The organism is Microtetraspora sp. AC03309 (assembly GCF_020826795.1).
GTDB lineage: Bacteria > Actinomycetota > Actinomycetes > Streptosporangiales > Streptosporangiaceae > Microtetraspora > Microtetraspora glauca.
In genome coordinates, this window is the sequence record NZ_JADDIL010000018.1 from 14,130 (window position 1) to 36,373 (window position 22,244).

Annotated in this window: 14 protein-coding genes; 9 read left to right on the forward strand and 5 right to left on the reverse strand. The window is 71.0% G+C overall.

The window, feature by feature from the left end:
- Nucleotides 1-21 precede the first annotated feature (21 nt).
- Genes IMZ11_RS12815 through IMZ11_RS12830 form a run of 4 tightly spaced genes read right to left on the reverse strand, consistent with a single transcriptional unit; the run spans nt 22 to nt 3,507 of the window.
- Nucleotides 22-1,215 carry an ABC transporter permease gene (locus IMZ11_RS12815; RefSeq protein WP_228641050.1) on the reverse strand — a complete coding sequence of 398 codons (1,194 nt, stop codon included), beginning with the start codon at nt 1,213-1,215 and terminating at the stop codon, nt 22-24.
- On the reverse strand, nt 1,212-1,934 hold the full coding sequence (locus tag IMZ11_RS12820) for an ABC transporter ATP-binding protein (protein WP_061259822.1): 723 nt from the start codon (nt 1,932-1,934) through the stop codon (nt 1,212-1,214). The genes IMZ11_RS12815 and IMZ11_RS12820 overlap by 4 nt, the downstream gene beginning before the upstream one ends.
- Nucleotides 1,931-2,995, reverse strand: a complete 1,065-nt coding sequence (locus tag IMZ11_RS12825) for a peptidoglycan-binding protein (RefSeq protein ID WP_228641052.1) — start codon at nt 2,993-2,995, stop codon at nt 1,931-1,933. The genes IMZ11_RS12820 and IMZ11_RS12825 overlap by 4 nt, the downstream gene beginning before the upstream one ends.
- Nucleotides 2,992-3,507, reverse strand: a complete 516-nt coding sequence (locus IMZ11_RS12830; RefSeq protein ID WP_228641054.1) for a hypothetical protein — start codon at nt 3,505-3,507, stop codon at nt 2,992-2,994. The genes IMZ11_RS12825 and IMZ11_RS12830 overlap by 4 nt, the downstream gene beginning before the upstream one ends.
- 191 nt (nt 3,508-3,698) lie before the next feature.
- Here IMZ11_RS12830 and IMZ11_RS12835 point away from each other — a divergent pair, with 191 nt between their 5' ends.
- The 4 genes from IMZ11_RS12835 (at nt 3,699) to IMZ11_RS12850 (ending at nt 8,871) form a co-directional block, all read left to right on the forward strand.
- Nucleotides 3,699-4,352, forward strand: a complete 654-nt coding sequence (locus tag IMZ11_RS12835; protein WP_228641056.1) for a response regulator transcription factor — start codon at nt 3,699-3,701, stop codon at nt 4,350-4,352.
- Entirely contained in the window at nt 4,349-5,608 is a 1,260-nt protein-coding gene (locus IMZ11_RS12840) for a cell wall metabolism sensor histidine kinase WalK (RefSeq protein ID WP_228641058.1), read from the forward strand. Before IMZ11_RS12835 ends, IMZ11_RS12840 begins: the two co-directional genes overlap by 4 nt.
- Before the next feature lie 117 nt (nt 5,609-5,725).
- Entirely contained in the window at nt 5,726-6,490 is a 765-nt protein-coding gene (locus IMZ11_RS12845) for an HAD family phosphatase (RefSeq protein WP_228641060.1), read from the forward strand.
- The gene (locus IMZ11_RS12850) at nt 6,487-8,871 is read left to right on the forward strand and encodes a glycoside hydrolase family 65 protein (RefSeq protein ID WP_228641062.1); all 2,385 of its coding nucleotides are present in this window, start codon (nt 6,487-6,489) and stop codon (nt 8,869-8,871) included. Before IMZ11_RS12845 ends, IMZ11_RS12850 begins: the two co-directional genes overlap by 4 nt.
- An 11-nt stretch (nt 8,872-8,882) precedes the next feature.
- On the opposite strand, the gene IMZ11_RS12855 is transcribed toward IMZ11_RS12850, so the two are convergent.
- Nucleotides 8,883-9,614 (reverse strand): HAD family hydrolase, encoded by a 732-nt coding sequence (locus IMZ11_RS12855; RefSeq protein ID WP_228641064.1) that lies wholly within the window; start codon nt 9,612-9,614, stop codon nt 8,883-8,885.
- A 139-nt stretch (nt 9,615-9,753) separates the two neighbouring features.
- Between IMZ11_RS12855 and IMZ11_RS12860 the strand changes: the two genes are divergently transcribed.
- The 5 genes from IMZ11_RS12860 to IMZ11_RS12880 all read left to right on the forward strand — a co-directional run bounded on the left by IMZ11_RS12860 (nt 9,754) and on the right by IMZ11_RS12880 (nt 22,244).
- A complete protein-coding gene (locus IMZ11_RS12860; protein WP_228641066.1) occupies nt 9,754-10,674 on the forward strand; it encodes an SseB family protein in 921 nt (306 codons plus the stop codon).
- Nucleotides 10,671-11,060, forward strand: coding sequence for a hypothetical protein (locus tag IMZ11_RS12865; protein WP_228641068.1), 390 nt, complete (start codon nt 10,671-10,673; stop codon nt 11,058-11,060). The genes IMZ11_RS12860 and IMZ11_RS12865 overlap by 4 nt, the downstream gene beginning before the upstream one ends.
- Nucleotides 11,061-11,181: 121 nt before the next feature.
- Nucleotides 11,182-11,586, forward strand: a complete 405-nt coding sequence (locus tag IMZ11_RS12870; RefSeq protein ID WP_228641070.1) for a YbaB/EbfC family nucleoid-associated protein — start codon at nt 11,182-11,184, stop codon at nt 11,584-11,586.
- Entirely contained in the window at nt 11,583-11,930 is a 348-nt protein-coding gene (locus IMZ11_RS12875; RefSeq protein WP_228641072.1) for a hypothetical protein, read from the forward strand. Before IMZ11_RS12870 ends, IMZ11_RS12875 begins: the two co-directional genes overlap by 4 nt.
- A gap of 75 nt (nt 11,931-12,005) precedes the next feature.
- Nucleotides 12,006-22,244, forward strand: a complete 10,239-nt coding sequence (locus IMZ11_RS12880; protein ID WP_228641074.1) for a hypothetical protein — start codon at nt 12,006-12,008, stop codon at nt 22,242-22,244.

Here is a 22,244-nt window from a genome sequence, read left to right on the forward strand (position 1 = left end):
GGGCGCTGACGCGCGTGACCGTCAGGTGGTGGCCAGCGCGACGGTCGGGGACAGGCGGGCGGCGCGCATCGCGGGATAGAGGCCGGCGACGGTGCCCACGAGGAGTGTGGCGCCGATCGCCCCGCCGATCGCCCATGGCGGCACGACCGGTGGCCAGTCCCGGGACAGCGCGTACCCGATCGTGGCCAGGGCGCCGAGCACCGACCCCGCGATGCCGCCCAGCGCCGACAACAGCAGGGACTCCGCCAGGAACTGGACGCGTACCTGCCCTCTGGTGGCGCCGAGGGAACGGCGCAGGCCGATCTCCTTGCGGCGTTCCAGCACTGAGATCACCATCGTGTTGGCCACGCCGACGCCGCCGACCAGCAGCGCGACGCCGCCGAGCCCGAGTAGCAGGTTGGTGAAGGCGCCCGCCGCGGCGGCGCGCGCGGCCAGGGCGTCGGACGGCCTGCTGACGTTGACCTCCTCCGGGTTCTCCGGGTTCACCGTACGGGGGAGCACGGCACGGACGGCTTCCACGGACTCCTCGGCCGATCGTTCGTAGATCGTCGTGGGGTGACCGTCGAAGTCCAGGTGTTTCTCGGCGGCGGGGAATCCGACGAGTGCCGACCGTTCGATCTCGGGGGCGAGCGGCATCGGACCCAGGATGCCGATGACGGTGAACCATCGGTCGCCCATCCACACCTGGACGCCGGTCCTGGTGACGCCGAGCCGTTCTGCCGCCTTGGAACCGAGGACGACGGCGGGCCGCTGTTCGGTGGCGGTGTTCAGCCAGGTTCCCTTGACGACGCGTCCTTCCAGTGTGGTGAGCAGGTCGATGGTCGCGGCCTGGACGGCGATGCCGCCGGTCACCGCTTCGGGGATGCGGTCGGTACGCCGTATGGTCGCGTCGACGGAGCCGGTGGCGGCGGCGGTACGGACCGGGCCGACGCGCCTGACCATGGCGGCCGCGTCGACGGGCAGCTTGGCTTCCTCCCCGAAGAGGGTCTGGCCGGCCGAGACGGTGAGCATGTTGGTGCCGAGCCGGTCGAGCTGGCGGAGCAGTTCCTCCCGCGAGGACGAGGAGATGCCGATCACCGCGATCATCGTGGCGATGCCGATGGCGATCCCGAGCGCGGACAGGATCACCCGGGTCGGGCGGGTGCGCAACCCGACCGCGCCGACCCGCAGCACGTCGGAGGGGCTGAGCCGGGCGGGCGCCGGCCGGCGGGTCATTCGCGGGCTCCGATCGTGATCTCCGCGGGGGCCCGGCGACCGGAACCCTCGTCGGCGACGATCCGGCCGTCGCGGACCCGGACCTGGCGCGGGCACCATCCGGCGATCTCCATGTCGTGCGTGATGACCGCGATCGTCGTCCCGGCGGCGTGCAGGTCGCGCAGGACCCGCAGCACCTCGGCGCCGGCGGCCGAGTCCAGGTTGCCGGTGGGCTCGTCGGCGAGCAGCAGCGGCGGGTCGCCGGCGACCGCGCGGGCCACCGCCACCCGCTGCTGCTCGCCGCCCGACAGCTGCTCCGGCCGGTGCCCGAGCCGGTGGCCGAGGCGTACCCGTTCCAGGGCGGCGGCGGCCCGCTCGCGCCGGGCCCGCAGCGGGATACCGGTGTAGAGGAGGCCGTCGGCCACGTTGTCCAGCGCGGTCATGCCGGGAGCCAGGTGGAAACGCTGGAAGACGAACCCCAGGTGGTGCGCGCGCAGCGCGGACAGTTCGCGGTCGGACAGGTCGGCGACGTCGTGCCCGGCGATGCGTACGGTGCCGCTGGTGGGCCGGTCCAGGGTCCCGATCATGTGGAGCATGGTGGACTTGCCCGACCCCGAGGGGCCGACGATGGCCAGCAGTTCGCCACCCCCCACCGCCAGGTCCACCCCGCGCAACGCCTGCACGTTCCCGGCGTAGACCTTGGTCACGTCACGCAGTTCCACGACGTACGGCTCGGTCATGACGCGGGCACCCCCACCCGCATGCCCTCGGCCAGGCCGGTGCCGGTGATCTCCACCATGCCTCCGCCGAACGCGCCGGTCTCGACCGCCACGAGGCGGGTGGCGCCGTTCTCGACGACTTCGACGCCGAAGCCGCCCTCGCGCAGCGCGAGCAGCGCCTCCACGGGTACGGCCAGCACGTTCTTGTGCCGCTCGCTCACCAGCTCGACCTCGACCGGCGCCTGGTCCAGCCTGGTCTTGGGGGTTTTGTCCAGGGTGATGTCGACGTCGACGGTCGTGGTCCCGTCGCCCTCCCCCTGGCCGGATCCGCTGGACCTGGCCACCGTGCCGACCGAGGTGATCTTTCCGCCGATCCGCTCGCCGCCGGGCAGCTCCACGGTGACCTTGGCCCCCTTCCTGGCCAGCGTCTGGTCACCGGTGTCCAGATCGACGTGCACCAGCCGCCGCAGGCCGCTGACCGTGAGGACCGACCGGCCGGGGCCGGTCTTCGCGCCCACCTCGGCCTTGGCGTCGGTCACCCGGACCGCCGACGGCAGGAACACCACCTGAGTGGCGTCCACCCGGCCGGTCTCCGGCAGCCCGCGGTCGTCCTGCCACGCCTTGACGGCCAGGTACGTCGCGTAGCTGAAGTGGTCGTCCACCGTCAGGTCGTCCCCGTAGCCGAGGGCCTTGAGGTTGCGCTCCAGTTGCTCGACGTCCGGGCCGTCAGAGACGCCCTGCTGCAGCGGGCGATAAAGCGGGAGCGTGCCGTACATGAGCACGACAGGTTTGCGGTCGACCTTGAGAAGCGGCCGTCCGCGGCGGATCACCGCGCCCTCGGCGGCCACCCACGTCACTGTGCCGGACGCTTCCGTGCCGAGTTGACGCTCGCCAGCGTAGGTGAGCGCACCGTCGACGGTCTTGGTGTCCACCAGGTCCTGCCGGGTGATCGCCGCCGTGGCGGTCGTGGGAGGTGTGGCCGGGGCCGCCGCCTCCGTACCGCCGCCGTCGAGCAGGGACACCACCGTCCAGGCGGCGGCGATCGCGAGGAGGCCGGCGGTGGCGGCGAGGAGCTTTCTCACTGCTTCTCCCCGAACTTCGGCGAGAACTCCTTGCACGCCTCCTCCGCCTCCTTGAGCTTCTGCTCTCCTCCCTCGGGGATCTTCATCTCGAGCCGGCCGTCGGTCGGGTCGGGCATGTCGATGCCGTGCTCCCGCATGCACTGGGCGAGCTTCACCATCCGGTCGCGCATCTCCGGATCGTCCGCTCTCACCTTGTCGCCGACGGCCTGCTCCATGATGGGCTGGCACTCCTTCATCGCCGAGTCCGCCTTGCCCTTGTCCATGCCCTTGGGAATCTGGACGCGGATCTTGCCGTCGGTCGGGTCGGCCATGTCGACGCCGTGCTCCCGCATGCACTGGGCGAACTTCAGCTGGGCCTCGCGCGGGTCGAGCGAGGCAGAGGCGGACGCGGAGGGCTTGGCGGCGGACGTTCCGCCGGCCGCCGAGGCGATGCCGTCTCCTTCCGCGGCGGTGCCGCAGGCGGCCAGGGCCAGCGCCATGGGGGCGACGGCCGCGAGTAGCCGGATGTTCATGGTTCACTCCTTCACGCCGCGGGGCCTTCGCCCGGGGCGCGGCCCAACTTCAGCGGGACCGGTGCTAAACGTGGATAAGCCCGGACAGGCACGGGATGGGCGTGGATCTGGGGGTGGCTCGCCTTACCCGCGGCTAACACGTGGTCGGTCAATCTCGGTGTGCCGCTTCAGGCGAGTCCCGGGAGGTGCGGATGCGCGTGCTCGTCGTCGAGGACGAGGAACAACTGGCCGACGCCGTCGCGCGTGGGCTGCGGCTGCACGCTCTCGCCGTCGACGTCGCGTACGACGGTCAGGAGGCGCTGGAGCTGGCCGCGTACATCGACTACGACGTCATCGTCCTCGATCGTGACCTCCCGGAGGTGCACGGGGACGACGTCTGCCGGGAGCTGACGGCGGCGAGCGGGGCGAGCCGGATCCTCATGCTGACCGCGGCCGGGCAGGTACGCGACCGGGTGGACGGGCTGTCCATCGGCGCCGACGACTACCTGGTCAAGCCGTTCGTGTTCGCCGAGTTGGTGGCCCGGGTGCGGACGCTGGCCCGCCGCTCGCCCCGGGCGGCGCCGCCCGCGCTCGAACGGGCCGGCGTACGGCTCGACCCCGCACGCCGTACGGTCACCAGGGACGGGCGGGAGGTCACGCTGAACCGCAAGGAGTTCGACGTGCTGCTCGCGCTGCTACGCGCGGGCGGGAACCTGGTCTCCTCGGCCGAGCTGCGCAGGTCCGTCTGGGACGAGTACGCCGACACCGGGACGGGTGTGCTGCGCGTGACGCTGACCTCGCTGCGCAGGAAACTCGGCACGCCACCGCTGATCGAGAACGTGCCCGGCAAGGGGTACCGGTTGTGAGCGCGTCCGGCACCTCGCGGCCGCGACGCGTCCTCACCGCGGCGTTCCTCTGGAACAGGCTGGGGCTGCGCATGCGGCTCACCCTGCTGTACGGCGGGCTGTTCTTCGTCGCGGGCTCGGCGTTGCTCTGGTCCACCTACCTGCTGACCGCGAGGGCGCTGGACCAGCAGTTCGTCATGCGCCTCGCGAAATCGGACATCACTCCCGCGCTGCCCGATGTCGTGCCGACGAAGATCAGCGGCCAGATCTTCACGAGCACGGTGAAGACGGAGGTGGAGCAGCGGGCAGCGGGCGTGCTGTCCGAGATGCTGCGGTCCTCGCTCCTCATCATGATCCTGATCGGGATCGTCGCGCTGGTGCTCGGCTATCTGGTGGCCGACCGCGCGCTGCGGCCCCTCGACCGCGTGACCGAGACCGCGAGGCGGCTCTCGGAGAGCACGCTGCACGAGCGGATCGCGCTGGACGGCCCGCAGGACGAGGTCAAGCGGCTGGCGGACACCTTCGACGGGATGCTCGACCGGCTGCACCGGGTGTTCGACGCCCAGCGCCGGTTCATCGCGAACGCCTCGCATGAGCTGCGCACCCCGCTGGCGATCAACCGTACGGTTCTGGAGGTCTCGCTGGAGGAGCCCGCCGCCTCCGAGGACCTCAAGGCGCTGGCCCGCGCGCTGCTCGGCACGAACGCCCGGTACGAGCGGCTGATCGACGGCCTGTTACTGCTCGCCCAGTCGGAGCAGGAACTCACCGTGCGCAAACCGGTCGATCTCCGCTATATCGCTCATACCGTGCTGGACGAGCTCGACCTCGCGCCGCGGAAGAGAGCGGTCACCGTGCATCAGGATCTGCGCCCGGCGGTCGTCCAGGGGGACCCGCTCTTCCTGGAACGCTGCCTGTTCAACCTGCTGGAGAACGCCGTCAAGTACAACGTCAGGGACGGCGAGGTCTGGCTCACGGTCCGCGATGATCATGACCACCGTGCCGACCACCGTGGCGACGACGGTGACGGGGTGGTCGTCACGGTGGAGAACACCGGGCCCCAGGTGCCGCCGTACGACGTGGACGACCTGTTCGAGCCGTTCCGCCGGTTGCACGGGGAACGGATCCGCTCGGCGCGCGGCGCCGGGCTCGGCCTGTCCATCGTCCGCGCCATCGTGGACGCCCACGGCGGTACGGTCACCGCCCGGCCCCGCCCGGAAGGCGGCCTGATCGTCAGCGTCCGGCTGCCCCGGGGGACGGAGCCGGACCCTTTGCCATAGGCCGTGGCGGTGAATCCGATGATCGGTCTCTTTGCGGGTAGGGGGAGGAAAACCGCTTTCCGGATGAGCCGAGTTCCGGACGGTCGAGTTCGGGCCGGTCGAGGAGGTCACCCAAGGATGGAGCTGTCTGCCGCGAAGACGCTGGGCCTGCCGGACCGGGTGCGGGCCTGCCTGTTCGATCTGGACGGCGTCCTGACCCGTACGGCAGGGCTGCACGCCGCCGCGTGGAAGGAGATGTTCGACGCGTTCCTGCGCGCGCGGGCCGAGCGGACCGGCGAGCCCATGGTCCCCTTCGACCGGGTCGCCGACTACGACACCTACGTGGACGGCAAGACCAGGGCCGACGGCACCAGGGCGTTCCTGGCCTCGCGCGGCATCCACCTGCCCGACGGCACCCCCGACGACCCGCCGGACGCCGAGACCGTGAACGGCCTGGGCAACCGCAAGAACCAGCTGGTGCTGAGCCGGGTCAAGAAGGACGGCGTGGACGTGTACGAGGGGTCGGTCCGCTACGTCCGCGCGGTGCGGGACGCCGGGCTGCACCGGGCGGTGGTGTCGTCGAGCGCCAACTGCCGCGAGATGCTCGCCGGGGCCGGGATCGAGGACCTCTTCGAGGAACGCGTCGACGGCCGCACCGTGATCCGCGACCACCTGGCGGGCAAACCGGCGCCGGACACGTACCTGGCGGCCGCGCGGGCGCTCGGAGTGGCGCCGGACGAGGCGGCTGTCTTCGAGGACGCGCTGGCGGGGGTCGAGGCCGGGCGGGCCGGGCGGTTCGCCTTCGTGGTCGGGGTGGACCGGGCCGGGCAGGCCGACGCGCTGCGCGAGCACGGCGCCGACGTGGTGGTGTCCGACCTCTCCGAGCTGATGGACCGATCATGATCAAGCATCCGGCGTTCGCCTGCGAGCCCTGGTGCCTGCGGGTGTCCGGGCTGGACCTGGACGTGCTCGCCCAGTCCGAGTCGTTGTTCGCGCTGTCCAACGGGCACATCGGCTGGCGCGGCAACCTCGACGAGGGGGAACCGCACGGCCTGCCCGGCAGCTACCTGTCCGGTGTCTACGAGCTGCGACCGCTGCCGTACGCCGAGGCCGGTTACGGCTACCCCGAGTCGGGGCAGACGGTCATCAACGTCACCAACGGCAAGGTGATCCGCCTGCTCGTCAACGACGAGCCGTTCGACGTGCGTTACGGACGGCTGCGCGCGCACGAGCAGTCGCTGGACTTCCGGGCCGGTGTGCTGCGCCGTACCGCCGAATGGGAGTCTCCGGACGGGTGCACGGTGCGGGTGTCCTCGATCCGGCTGGTGTCGCTGGTCCAACGGGCGATCGCGGCGGTCTGGTACGAGGTGGAGCCCGTGGACGAGGAGCTGCGGGTGGTGGTGCAGTCCGAGCTCGTCGCCAACGAGCAGCTTCCGCGCGTGGCGGGCGATCCGAGGGTCGCCACCGCGCTGGAGGCGCCGCTGGTCGCCTGCGAGAACGCGGCCTGGGACGCCCGCTCGGTGCTGATGCACCGCACCCGTCAGAGCGGCCTGTGCGTCGCGGTGTCGATGGACCACGTCATCGACGGGCCGCCCGGCACCGGCGTCGTCGCGGAGAGCTCTCCCGACCTCGGCCGGGTGACGGTGACGGCCTCGATCTCGCCCGGGAATCCGTTGCGGCTGGTCAAGTTCGTCTCGTACGGCTGGTCGGGCGCGCGGTCGCGCCCCGCGGTCCGTGACCAGGCCGACGCCGCGCTCGCCGGCGCGCGCCAGACCGGCTGGGACGGGCTGGTCGCCGAGCAGCGGAGCTACCTGGACGACTTCTGGGCCCGTGCCGACGTCCGGGTGGAAGGGGACGCCGAGATCCAGCAGGCGGTGCGGTTCGGGCTGTTCCACATGCTCCAGGCCACCGCGCGCGGCGAGGGGAGGGGCATCCCGGCCAAGGGGCTGACCGGCAGCGGCTACGACGGGCACTGCTTCTGGGACAGCGAGGCGTTCGTGCTGCCGGTGCTCACCTATCTCCTCCCCGAGGCCGTCGCCCACGCGCTGAGCTGGAGGCACAGCACCCTGCCGATGGCCGAGGCTCGGGCCCGGCAGCTCGGGATGGAAGGGGCGACCTTCCCCTGGCGGACCATCCACGGGGAGGAATGCTCCGGATACTGGCCCGCCGGGACCGCGGCCTTCCATGTCAACGCCGCCATCGCCGACGCCGTCAACCGCTATCTCGACATCACCAGGGACGAGGCGTTCGAGACCTCCGTCGGCCTGGAACTCCTCGTCCAGACCGCACGGCTGTGGCGCTCCCTGGGACACCACGACGCCGACGGCGCCTTCCGCATCGCCGGGGTCACCGGCCCCGACGAGTACAGCGCCGTCTCCGACAACAACGTCTACACGAACCTGATGGCCCAGCGGAACCTGCTCGCCGCGGCCGAGTCGTGCAAGCGCCACCCCGAGGAAGCCAGGAAACTGCACGTCGACGAGGAGGAGGCGGCGGGCTGGCGGGACGCGGCCCAGGCGATGTACGTCCCCTATGACGAGACGCTCGGGATCCACCCGCAGGCCGACGACTTCACCAACCACCAGATGTGGGACTTCGCCGCGACCAAGCCCGACCAGTACCCTCTGCTGCTGCACTTCCCGTACTTCGACCTGTACCGCAAGCAGGTCGTCAAGCAGGCCGATCTCGTCCTGGCCATGCACCGCAGGGGCGACGCGTTCACGCCCGAGCAGAAGGCCCGTAACTTCGCCTACTACGAGCGGATCACCGTACGGGACTCGTCGTTGTCGGCCTGCACCCAGGCGGTGATCGCGGCGGAGGTCGGCCACATGGACCTCGCCTACGACTATCTCGCCGAGGCGGCGCTGATGGACCTCGAGGACGTCGAGCACAACACCCGTGACGGGCTGCACATCGCGTCCCTGGTCGGGAGTTGGATCGCCCTGGTCGAAGGGCTCGCGGGCATGCGCCACCACGACGGCACCATGTGCTTCGCGCCCCGGCTTCCGTCGGGACTCACCGAGCTCTCCTTCACCGTGTCCCTGCTGGGACGGCGGCTGACGGTGAAGGTGAACCGGGACACCGCCACCTACACCCTGCTCGCCGGTGAACCGCTCACGATCGTCCATCACGGGCGGCCGGACACCGTCTCCACGGCCGCGCCGGTCAGTCACCGGATCCCTCCGATCTCCCCCGGAGAGCCGCCCACGCAGCCGCCCGGACGCGCCCCGGCCCACCGGCTGTCCATGCAGGACACCGGCTTCCGGCGGCCCACCCGGGCGTGATCCGTCCGCGCTCAGACGGTGGTCAGGATGGTCACCAGCTCGTCGAGCGACCCGATCACCGTGACGCCGTCCGTGATCTCGCCGCCGGGCACGGCTCCGGTGACGGCCCTGTCGATCCAGTAGGCGCGCAGGCCCGCGTCCCTGGCGCCGCACGCGTCGATGTCGTACTTGTCGCCGATGTACGCGACCTGGTGCGGCGGCAGGCCGAGGAGCGCGCACCCGGCCAGGAAGATGCCGGGGTCCGGCTTGGGCGCTCCGTGATCGTCGGAGCAGAGGATCGCGTCGCCGAAGTGGTCGAGCAGCCCGATCGCGCGCAGCTTGTCACGCTGGTGGGCCAGCGACGAGTTGGAGACGACGCCGAGCCGGTACCGCGTCGCGAGCGAGGCGAGCGCGGGGCCCGCGTCCGGGAAGGCGGCCCAGGCGGACTTGCGGAACTCGGTGTATCGCGCGAACCAGACGGAGACCGCGTCGTCGTCCATGCCGTCGGCGGGAAGCTGCCCGACATGCGCCAGCAGCCGCCTGGCCCGCGCGAGCTGCTGCCCGGCGAACGTCAGCTCGCCGGCGAGGAACCGGGCGTACTCCTCCTCCATGATCTCCCGCCAGATCGCCACCGCGTCGGCGGGGGACGGGAACAACCCGAGCAGCTCCTCGGCCGCCAGATGCTTGAGCAGTCCGACCCGCTCCGAGGTGGAGTAGTCGAACAGCGTGTCGTCGATGTCGAAAAGCACCCCGCGGACCGTCATCCGTCCACCTTGTCAGATCCGGTCGCGGCTCCGGTCGCCCGGGTCTGGGACCGGATCGGTCGCCGGTTGTGGCCACCCGCTGGCCCGAGGAACCCGCGAGATGGGGGTGATTGAGGGGGTTTGGCTTACTGTGATCAGCGTGCAGCGAGCCGACGACTCCGGCGACGGCGTGCCTTCCGTGCCGCCGTCCAGCCCGTTCGAGGAGGAGCTCTGGGCGGCGTTCGAGGCGGGCCGTACGGCACTGTGCCTGAGCATGCTCAAGGACGCGGACTTCGTGCTGCCGATCAGCCGGGCCGCGGCCGAGGGCACAGAGCCGGCCGCCTGGCCGACGGCCACGGACACCGAGCGGACCTGGCTGCTGGCCTACACGTCGGCCGAGACGATGGTGCTGGCCACAGGGGGTGTCACCGAGTACCACCGGATCGTCTCGATGGCGGAACTGGCCGCCGGCTGGCCCGATCCCCGCTGGGGCCTGGCGATCAACCCCGGGCTGCCGGTGGGGTTCCTGCTGGAGTCGGGGACGGTGGCCAGGCTCGCCGTTCCCACGCTGGCCCAGGATCTCGCGCTCGCCCCCGAGGCCGGCGTTCCCGTGATGCAGAAGCTGCTGCGCCCGGCCGAGGTCCCCGAGCTGCTGTCCGGCGGGGAGCCGCGGATCTCCGGCTACTGCCACCACGCCTTCGACGTCTCGCACATCGCCACGCCCGCCGTACTCGCCGAGGCGCTCGGCCGGACCGACGCGTTCACCGCGGGCGGCGGGCTCACCCTGCTGCGCTGGCGCCCGGCCGGGCTCGGCCTGTACCGCACGCCGTACGGCGGGGTGGACGAGGAGGGGCGCGACGCGGTGGCCGGCTGGGTCGTGGAGGAGCCGCCGTTCGTCGGGCTCGGCCTGGTGCCCAACGTCGACCAGGTCATCCGCGAGTACAAGGTGTACGGCGTCGGGCTGACTCACGGCGCCGAGATCTGGGAGCTGACAGTCGAGGGGACCGAGCATCGGCGCGCCTACTATCACGGTGATCTGCGGCGCTGGCTCCTGGTCGGGACCCGGGAGGAAACGGCGTGACCTGGCACTCCTACCGCGCGCGCTGGCGGGGCGCCGACTACCCGTGCAGCCCCGACGCGTCGGCCCTGGAGACATGGGTACGGCTGCGCCGTGACGAGCCGGCCGAAGGTTTCGAGGAGGTCGAGCCCGGGTGCCACGTCCGTACCGTTCCGGCCGCGGAGTGCGAGTCCGTGCATTTCGTGACGACGGTCTGCCGGTGGCGTGACACCGAGTTCCACGTGCACGCCGAACGCGAGGGCGAGCTGCTGCTGGAGTATCTCGGTGGCTCGGCGCCCGAGGCGGTGGCGCTCGGCCTGGAGCGGATCGAGCGCGGCGTCTACCGCGCGTGGGTCCCGCGCGCCGAGGTCGGCGAGCTCCGGGAACGCATGGTCTCGCTGGATTTGTGAACTGTTGCCGAAGATCAACGATTTCAGCCGCAGTCTTGTCGAATGATGTTCACTTGTCGGAAACTAGCGAGAAACGTGTGTGATGCCACAGACATGCGTGTGACCTGGCTCAGGGGGTGCCATGGAGTCCGACGCCGAGACGCATGCCGCCGGTCTGCGGGCCTACACGGAGCAGCTGCGCACGACCTTCATGCAACTGCAGGACGAGGGCGCCGAGCTGCATGCCAAGGCCAGGAACATCCAGGTGACCGAGAAGTCCCGCGACGGCCTGGTGTCCGTCACGGTCGGCTCGCGCGGTGAGCTGATCCGCCTCGACATCGATCCCCGTATCTACCGGCGTCCCGACGCCCGCGGCCTGGCCGACGCGATCACCGAGACCGTCCATCGGGCGGCGGCCAGGGTGCAGGAGCAGATCATCGAGGTCTTCGAGCCGCTGATCCCGGCCGACCAGATGAAGGCCCACCTCGACGGCGACCTCGAAACCGTGATGACCCAGCTCGCCGACCAGATGGGCGGAAGGCTATGACCAACACCTACGACGGCCTCGCCATCAACAGGTCCGCGGTGGACAGCGGCCTGTCGCAGTGGGCCACCATGGCGGGCGATCTGGAGAAGGCCCTCCCGGGGCTCATCGCGCGGATCAAGGAACTTCACGCCACCGCACCCTGGGGAGGCGGCAGCGAGGGCCGCTCGTTCCGGGACTCCTACATCCAGGGCGGTGGCCCCGCAGCCCTCATCGACAAGGGCAAGGCCGTCGTCAAAGAGGTCGTGGACATGGGCCCGAGGCTGCGCACGACGTTCGAGAACACGCACGCCGTCGAGGACGCGCACGAGCGGGACCTGGCCCGGGGCACGGTGCGCGAGGTCTGACGCGCGACTGCCCGAGGGCCCTGAGCGGGGTGCGCCGGGCGCGGACCAGGGGCGGAGCGGCGGAGCGGGAGCGGCATGGCCACGAACACGAACACGGGCCCCAGCACTGTCAACCAGAGCGGGGGGGCGAACGGGCAGGGTGCGGCGATCCGCATCGACAGGGACGTCACGCCCGCCTGGGAGACCGACAAGCTGCCCGACTGGGTGGTCCACACGCTGATCCCGCTGCTGTCGGCCGGGCAGAAGTGGCCGGAGGCCAGCGAGAGCGGGCTGTCGGAGCTGGCCCAGGCATGGGACGCGCTGGCCGTCGGGCTCACGCCGTACAACGAGCCCGCGGGCAAGGCGACCCGCACCATCGTGGCCGGCTGGCAGGCCCCGGCGACGGCCGACTTCATCAGCCGGGCGCAGAACGTCTTCGGCAAGCAGGCCGGCCTGCCCGCGATCTCCCGGGGCGCGCTCGGCTACTCCGCGAAGGCCAGCAACTTCGCCCTCGAGACGCAGTACTCCAAGCTCTCCGTCAACGTGGCGTTCTGGGTCACCGCCGTCGCCATCGCCATCGCCATCTACGTCGCCTTCTTCACCGCCGGCTCGACCGCGCCGCTCATCGGCCCGTACGCGTCGGCGGGCCGCGCGGCGATCAGCCGTATCCTCGCCCGGCTGGCCGCCATCGCGGGCCGGCAGATCGAGGCCACCGGCGCGGCCAGGATCGCCGTGCTCAGCGGGCCGACGGGACGTAGCCTGATCGCCCGCCTGCTCGCCTCCGGGCTCACCCATGAGCTCATCGAGGAGATGGGCGAGGAGTTCTTCATCGACGCTGTCGCCCAGTACCAGCAGATCCAGATGGGCACCCGTAAGGAGTGGGACTGGGACAAGTCCAAGGCCGCGCTCATCGGCGCCGGCGCCGGCGCGGTGGTCGGAGTGCACGCCGCGGGCCCGATCTCCCGGATCACCAGAGACGTACCCGGCTTCGGGGGGCGGGCGCTGAACACCGGCCTCAGCAACGTCCTCGCCTCACCGGCCGGCAGCTTCCTCGCCAACGGCCTGGTCTACGACCAGTGGGGCAACCCGTTCACGATGGAGTCGATGACCGGCGCGTTCTTCGGCGGTGTCGGGCGCACCGGCTCCATCAGCCCCTTCAACCCCCAGGTCGTCACCGCGCTCGCCCATCCGAGCACGACCCTCGCCTCCGCGTACAACATGGCGGCCCAGTCGGACGCCCTCCGGATGGGCCTCACCATCGACCCGAACCTGGGCGGGCCGGGCGGCGACGCCACCGGCACCGGAGGCGCTCCGGGAGGCACCGGTGGCGGCCCCGTCGCGGGCGCGGCCGTCGCGGGCGCGGGGAGTGGCGGCCGGACCTCCGGCGGTGCGACGCGCGGCGGGGCCTCCGTGTCCACCCCCTCCGGAGGCGGTACGGCCTCGCGTACGGGCACGGTCACCGCCGACGCGGCGGACGGCGGCCGTCGTGCCGCCTCGCCGTCCGCCGCCGACACGGAGGGGCGTGGCAACCGGAGTAGCCAGCCTGAGAACGAGACCCGGAACGACGCCGATCCCAACCCCGGCACGAGCGCCGACACCGACCAGGCGGCGGTGACCACACCGGACGAGCAGGCGCGGGACAACCCCGACGAGCAGGAGACGCGTTCTCGGGTCGCGGTGCCGGAGGATCAGGCGACCACGCCGGACCGGCAGCAGGACGCTTCGCCCTCGCCGGACACCGGGCCGGACGCGACCGCCGCGCCCGAGACCCGGCCGGACGCCGCCCCCGACCAGGGGACCGACCCGGCTCCGGCGGCGTCCGACACGGGTACCAGCCCGGGGGAGACTCGGCCGGACACCTCGCCCGACGGCGCGCCCGCCACCGACGCCGACGCGACCCAGGACACCGCTCCGGCCCCGGACAGTGGCACGGTCCCGGACGGTGGCACGGCCCCGGACACTGACGCGGCGGTGGCTCCGGACAGCACGCCGGACGCCCGGCCCGCGCCCGACTCAACGCCCGACTCAACGCAGGACTCAACGCAGGACTCAACGCAGGACTCAACGCAGGACTCAACGCAGGAAGGCGCGCCGAGCACGCCCGCCCAGGACGAAGCCGCGCTCCACACCGCGCGCGCCAGGGAAGCCGTCGTCCGGGCGCTGCTCGACGCACACCCCGGCACCGTGCTCCTCCCTGATGGTGGCCTCATCGTCCCGCTTCCGACGGCCGACATCGTCGTCTCACCCGCCGCCATGGCTCGGATCGTCAGTCGTGTCGGGCAACGTTCGGCGCAGGTGGAGGACAACGAGGCGCTGCAGGCGGAGGCGCTGACCCTGCTCGACGAGCAGTTCGCCGCCGACACCACTCCGGAGGACGCGTACGCGGCCGACCTCGCCTTCGGGCAGCCCATCGGTCTGCGGGCGAACGCGGCGCTCGACTACGCGCTGAACCGCATGGCGCCGGGGGCCGTCGAGCTGCCGGACGGCGGGCATCTCGTGTCCGACGAGTCCGGCCACTATGTGATCACACCGAGGATGTTGCGCGCTGTCCGCTCCGTCCTGGAGGCCGCCGCGGCGAGCGACCAGGACGCCGCCGCGCTGCGGAGTCGCGCGATCCTCGTCCTGTCCCAGGCGATGGCGGTCAGCCAGGAGACCTCGCCTGCCCCCGAGCCCGCCACCAGCCGCCCCGGCACCGTCACGTCCCGGCCGATCGCCGACACCCGGTACGTCACGGACGGCCGCCCGAACCAGCGCCTCACCCCCGACGAGATCCGCACCGCGACCGACGGACTCATCGACACCGACTTCCAGGGTGATGAGGTGACGAGCTGGACCTGGTCCCCTGACGAGACGACTCTGGTGGTGGAAACCAGGAACCACGGGGTGCAGCGCTTCCGGTTCGAGGTCGGCGGCCTCGACTCCCGCCTCATGGCCGAGACCGAAGTGAACCGCGAGGGCGGCGACCATGTCGTCCACTTCGCACCGCACATCGCCCCGGACCAGCTCCCGCGCGTCTGGCTGCACGAGATCACCGACACCCTGCACGCGCTGAGCCGGCCCGAGCAGGGCGTCATCCGCAGGACGCTCTTCCGCCGGGGCGCGCAGCGGAACCATGTCGACGGATGTGTGCAGGCCCGGCTCAACGAGCACGCGTATCTCGCCCGCAAGTGGCAGGCCGAGACGGACACGCGCAGGCGGTGGCACATCCAGGTCGATCTCGACGGCGTCGCCCGCGACCTCCGCCGGCACGGGCAGACGCCCCCGCAGGCGCCCTGGGGGGCGACACCTCCCGTACGCGGGGTCCACACGCCCCTCGCAGTGGCCGAGAACGCGACGGCGACCGAACTGGAACGCGTGATCGAAGAGCTCCGCCGCGCCGAGGGCAAGCTCGAGGTGGCCGCGAAAGTGCACAAGGCGACCGCGAGACAGGCCGCTGTCGATGCCGGAGTGGCCGGTCGTGAGAGCCGGGAAACGGGTGGGAGGCGCGACCAGGGCAGCGCGGCGCGCGCCCGCAAGAAGAACAGGGAGCGCGAGCAGCATCGGGCCAAGCGGGACCGGCACCTGCGGATCGGCCGGATGTACTCCGAGGCGCACAAACAGGCCGAGGCCACGCGGCTCGCGTACGCGCGCGCTCTCGCTTTCATGCAAATGGCGGCGGGGACGAACCCCGATGAGGCGATTTTGGCGCGCGGGCGGATCGCCGACGCGGTCAGCACCGCGCGCCAGCGGCACGACAATTATCTGAAGGCGGTGGAGCAGGCGCTCCCCAAGATGGACACCATGTCGGCGGCACTGCCGACGGGGGTGTTGCCGCATCTCATGGCGCTGACCGACTCGGTGAACCAGGTGCTGGCCGACCAGGGCGCACGCCGCCGGTACACGCCGAAGGAGCTCGAACACACCCTGCGCGCCGACTTCCGCAGAGTCGTCTCCGATGACGGAATGGTGCTGCGCGTCCCCACCGGGAAGAAGAGCGTCGAACTGAAGATCCAGCTCGAGGTCTCCGACATGATCGAGATCATCGATCCCGATGTCAAGGCGTCGGAGATCATGCTCGGCACCCTGCCCCAGGGCGGTATGACCGTCCAGGGCGTGGAAGCGGGCAAGGCGGGGATCTCGCTGGGGTTCGACACCCGGACGCTCGGGCAGTTCCTGCCGCCGGGCGGCATGGCGCAGCTGGTGCTGACGTCCGCCGGCGTCGCAGTCAACTACGACGCCGGACGTAACTGGTCGCGTAGTTCCAGCGGCGCCGAACTCTTCGTGGGCGGCGGAGTCGAGGACAACAGGGGCGAGTCCATGCTGTTCGACGCCGCCGCCAAGTGGAAGATCAGCGTGCGTGAATCGCAGCGGCACCCCTGGCGGCAGGTGGCCGTCGTCGATCAGGGCGCTCGGGGGGACGCGACCTCCCTGCGGTTCTGGGTCTCGCACGTCTACGCGGACCAGGCTCCGGTGAACACGACCGATCTCCCGGAGGCGGAGCGGAACAACGTGATGCCCGAGCCTGTCGACAGCGATCTGACCGGGCTGAGGGCACTGGCCGACAAGATCGTGGACCAGGTCTCGAAGGAGCGGCAGAAGGCCGATCTCTCAGTGGGTGGACGGGCCCGCGCCAGGGTGACCGAAGATCTCCTCGGCGATGCCGGGAGGGCGGTCCGCGAGGCCGCCGGTTCGCCGCCCACCCTGGACGAGAACGTGCGCCAGCAGATCCACACCTTCATCACCGAGACGCTGCGCGGCGAACTGCACGAAGCCGTCAACGAAACGCTGACGGCTCTGATCATGGATTCGCACGGCCGGCCACTGATGACCGTGACCGTCAAGACCACAGTGGACATGGACTCGGCCGAGCTGGTCGGGCACCCCAGCCGCGACCATTGGCAGGAGCGGTTGAGGGTCGGCTTCTCCACCGCCAACGGCGGCGAGTCGTACGGCGGCTCGCGTGGCGGAGGGGTGTCCAGCGCTCTCGGCATCCCCACCGGCGACGTCCACACGTATGGGGACCACGACTACGCGGTCGGAGCGACCGGCAAGGGAGGGCGGTCGAAGTCCCGGTCGGCGTCCGCGTTCGCCAACGCCCAGGCGATCCATCCCAGCGTGCAGCGCTACACGGGATACACGCAGGGGTACCGGCTCAATCTGTCCCACGAGGTCACCGTCCAGATGGCGCGAGACTCGGAGCCGCTCGAAAAGCTGACCGGCGAGGGCACCGCGCTGATCCGGATGCCCGAGACGGAGGCCTACCGCTACGGCCTTTCGGTCGACGAGGCCGCGCTGCGATCCCCCGACGGCAAGCCACTGCCCAAGCGGAACGGTGTGCAGATGCTCAGGAGCGACCCGGATCCGGCGCCGCCGCCGGGGAGGAAGCCCGAGCTCCCCCTCTGGCACGGGAACCCTACCGGATCGACCACCGCGCAACTGTTGATGCGGGGTGCGGGACCGGCCCTCGTACAACAGGTGGAGGGCCTGACACCGTTCAAGAAGAAGATCTACAAGCAACTCGCCGAGCTGGGCGTGCTGCCCGAGATCGATACGAACGGCAAGGTCACGTACTCCAGCGATCCGCTGGAGCGGACCTCCCAGATACTCAACCTGCACGAGGTGAACAAACAGCTCTCGGCGCGGAGCGTCGGGACGCACTACAACCTGCTGGCCCAGGACGGTCTCGAATTCACCCTGATGCACTTCAAAGGCCTCGCGTCCCCGAAGACCTGCGTCGTCGAGCTCAATCTCACGCAGGACTTCGACTCATGGAACTACATCGGCCACACCGACAGCGAGGCCATGCCCACCCTCTACATCGGCTCTGACACCGGGGGTCGCGCCAACGGCATCACGTGGACGTACAGCGCGGGCGGCTCCGCCGGTTTCACCAATGGGCCGCCCAAAGACGTGGAGGGGCGGACCGAGAGCCACCAACCCGGCCTCGACGGGAACCGGACCCTCACGGTGGGGTCGAGCACCGCCGGCACCGGAAACGTCGTGACCCTCGCCGAAGCCGACCATGTCGCGATCGGAGAGGTCGATCACGTCATAGAAGCCACCATCACGTACGACGGGGTCAAGATGGATCCCCTGAGCCAGCGGGGCAAGGCCCGGCTGGTGTTCCCGGTCGACCTGCTGCCGTCCAGCACCGGCGAGGCCCCCCATCCGATCGGCCGCCCCACCGACGAGCTCATGGGCAGGGCGACGCTGCTGCACATGGACACGACGGGCATGCTGGCCCTGGCCGAAGAGCTGCTGCCGAACGGTATGACCGCGGACTCGCCCGCCCGTGGCCACCTCGCCGCGTTCCTCGACGTGCGCAGCCTCCTCGCCCACCCGGAGTGGCGTCCTCAGGGCGGCTCCAAGGAGGGGGACTACAGCACCAGCGCGGCCGTCCGGCCGAAGGGCGCGTTGCCGTCCGAGTCGTCCCTGCGGGTCAACGGTGAGTTCGGCGAGGCCAGGCTGCTCGGCGTGGCCGACCTGGTCGGCGGCCGCATCAACCTCACGCTGGGCAGCGCCGGCGTGTCGTGGGGCGGGACGTGGGGCGGCGCCAGGAGTGGGTCACTCGGCGGGTCGTACGGCGAGTCCACCTCCGAGGGCGACGGCTCATGGAGCCATGGCGGCAGCCTGAACCGCAGCCGCTCAGGGAGCATGTCCGGGTCCCACAGCGAGCTCGACATCTGGGGTAGAGAGCGCCTGGAGATCTTCGGCAGGCAGTACATCTTCGACGGCACGGTGGATTTCACGCTCACGGGCAGGGAGGGGCATCCCAACCCGGTCGTGGCGGGCAGCGTCATGCAGGGCGATCCCCAGGAGAAGCAGCACGCGGGGCGGCCCGTTCTCTTCTCCGTTCCCGAGTACGACGTCCTGACCATGTACGCCGAAGGCACGTTGACGTTGCCGTTGCACACGGTCGCCGACGCGGTGGAGAGGTTCCGCGACGGCAACCTGAACCTGGACAGAACGCTGGCCACCGGCCTGCTCCAGCGGTATCTGACCGACAGGCGTCAGGCCGTGCAGGACAACAAGCCCCTCGGGCTCGCCGCCGACCACACCCCGGACGTCCTCCTGAAGGCACTCACGAAGGTGAAGGGCCTGGAGCAGGTCGCGGAGGGACTCGGCCCCCAGAATGCCGCCCAGGGCGCGCCGCAGCCCGCCGCCACTCAGGGAGGCACTTCCCAGAGCAGCCAGCAGAGCAGCCAGCAGAGCAGCCAGCAGAGCAGCCAGCAGAGCAGCCGGCAGAGCGGCACGCAGGGCAACGCCGCACAAGGCGGTAATCCCCAGAGTGGCCAGCAGGCCACGCCGCAGAGCATGACACCCGACGAGCGCATCGACGCCGCTCTGAGCCGGGCGCGCGATGTGGTCCAGCGGCTGAGCGACGTCTACCTGGCCCCGCAGTACGTCGGGGCGATGGGCCTGAGCGTGGTCGAGTCCTTCACGGTCACCAACCCGGAGGACAACGGCAATCCCATCAGCGTGCTCGACGCGGTGCGCGCCGCCGTCGAGGAGGTCGCGCCCCGGGCACTCCAGCGAAGCCCGGTCATGAACCGGAGCCTCATGGGCGACCTCGCCGGGACGCGGGCCGAGGGACACCTCGACGCGATGTACAGCGCACGGGGATTCGTCAAGAGCTATACGACGCTGGCCGACCCGGCCACCGGACGGGCCGAACTGGTCACGGTGAAGGCGCGGCTGGTGCCGGTGGACCCGGACACCGCGAACGAGGCGAAGTTGCTCGGTCAGGTCGCCGACGGCGGCTTCATCGTGCAGGACTACGGCTACCGGGAGGTCGGCGACTCCCACTCCGCCGGCCGCTCGGGGAACCTCAGCGGGGGATACTCGCACAACGCCGCCGACTTCGGGGAAAACGGGGGAGGCTCGACCCACCGCGGAGGGTCGTTCAACGAGAGCCAGGTCGAGCAGCACACCAAGATGCAGCGCTTCTCCCAGTTCAACGGCTTGGACCGGGTCAAGCAGAGCTTCCGGCTGGAGATCGAGGTCGAGCGTACGCCGCTGCGGCGGGGGCCGGTCCGCACACCGGTGCGTGAGAAGGTCGACCGGTTCAGGCGGCGGCCCACCGCGTCCGCCAAATTCACGTACGACGCCGATCTGGTCCGGCGGGTCCCGGCCGGCATGACACGCGCGCGCAGTGAATCGAAGCCCGAGCCGAACCGCGTGGTCGACCACCGGAGGGTGGAACTGCCACCGGCCCATTTCGTGAACTCGGTCCAGCAGGACGCGGACCCCGATCACAATCTCTTCACCGTGATCGAGAAGAAGCTGTCCGAGATGATGGGCGCCGACTCCGTACGGGAACGGATGGGCGAGCTGGAGGCCCGGCTGTCGCCGGTGTCCATTTCCGCGGCGTTCGCCAGGATGGTCGGACCGGGCGGGCACGAGCTGGTCCGTACGGTGAGGAAGCATTTCCGCAGTCAGGGAGTGGACGTGCGGGTCGAGGCCCACCTGTCCGATCTGCAGGTCGTGTCGACTCCGTTCGATGCGGAGATCGGCGAGGTCGACCGCGTCATGCGCACGCTGAACCTGTCGATGTCGCGTTCGCACCTGTGGCCGGGGAGCGGCAACGCGGGTGGATCGTCGGGCGTGGCCGGTCTTTCGGGCGGCGTGTCGTCCAGTGACCAGCCCTCGGCGGCCGTCTCCGTGGTCAACGGCCTGCGCAACGAGGCCAGCAAGTTCGAGAAGGGAAAGGTGGTGGTCGTCCGGGTCCGGATGGACTACGACCTCACCTTCCAGCACAAGGCGAGGCTGCCCGACGGTGGTGAGAAGGCCATCAAGGATCCGGTCCGCCTGCCCGCCGCGGCCAGGGGCGAGGCGTACCTCGTCGTCTTCGAGTCCGACCTCAAGGAGCTGAACGCCCGGATGGAGGCCGGGACCCAGGCGCGCCCCGGATGGGATTTCACCGACGAGTCGCAGCCGAGGTCCCCGCTCAGACCGCCCAAAGGCCCCCACCAGAAACTGGATCCCAAGGATCTGCTCGGGCATGTCGCCAGGGCGAGACAGCAGGCCAGGGACGAGGGCCATGTCGTCCGGTTCGCGGTGAGAGACGGGCGGCACGCCGACGTCTACCTGGCCGCCCCGGACGGCTCGCTGCACAGTGAGAAGCCGGACGGCGGCTTCGCCCAGGCCCTCGCCACGCTGCCGCCCCACATGCTGAACGCGGCGGCCGAGCACGACATCGACCTGCTCTCGGTCTTCAAGAACTCGCCGGGGGCCACGACGACCTTCACTGAGCAGGTGGAGGCCGCCCTGACCGCGAAGAACGTCACGATTGCCACGGAAGAACCGGTCTGGCCGTCCGAGGCGGGCGCCGCCTCCAGCACTCAGGGCGCCGGCGCGGGGCAGAGCGCGATAGGGGTCAACGCCGGCGGGGCGCCGTCGCCGGCGCTGCCGGGCACGCCGCTCGACACCCAGGCCCGGCAGGCGGGGGTGCCCGACCTGACCGTGGCGGAGTTGGTCGGCCAGGACATCTCGGTCGCCGACTTCCGCGGCGGGGTCACCGCGCTCGACTGGAGGACCGACCAGGGCGTGCCGATCACACCGGACGCCCCGCCCGCCGACCTCGACGGCGCCGTCGTCGCGGTCACCACGCGGGCGAACGGCGTGCAGCACGCCCGCGTCGTCGTCGGCGATCCGGGGGAGGGCCGGATCGGCTACACGTCGTACCGTTCCGGGACGCCCGCTGACCCGCACGTCATCACGATCGCCCCGCGTACGGACCCGGCCGTGGTCTCCTCGGTCCTGGTGCACGAGATCTCGCACGTCGCCGGTCAGCACGCGGCGGCGGCGGCGGGCGCGCCGCAGGGGGTGATCCGGAAGTCTCTGCCGGAGCACGCGCAGGAGGAGGGCACCGACCAGTGCCTCACCCCGCGCCTCAACGAGCACGCGCATCTTTCCCGCAAGTGGGGTGCGGCCACCGACCCCGCGCTCAAGACCCGTCTCGCCGAGGCGATCGACGCCGTCGCCGCCGATATCAAGAGACGCGGGCACACCCCGCCCGCCCCGCCCTGGCAGACGACGGAGACCACGGCGGGGGCGAGACCCAAGCCTTCGATCGCGGAGCTGCTCAGCGGCGACGCCTTACCCTCCCCCGCCGCGCCGAACGTCGCCGACACCCTGGTGGACCGCCCCTGGCTCTCCCGCCTACGGGAGCTCCAGGAGCGGGGGCGCCACCTCAGCGACGTCGCCGGCGGCTGGGAGCCGCCGGAGGACGACGAGGAGTGCCCGTGCCCGGAGGGCGAGCCGTGCGTCTGCGGCCGGCGAGACCTGCCCCTCAGGGCCGAGGGGCAGGACCCCTCCGTGGCCGAGGGATCGGACCTGTCCATGGCCGAGGCATGA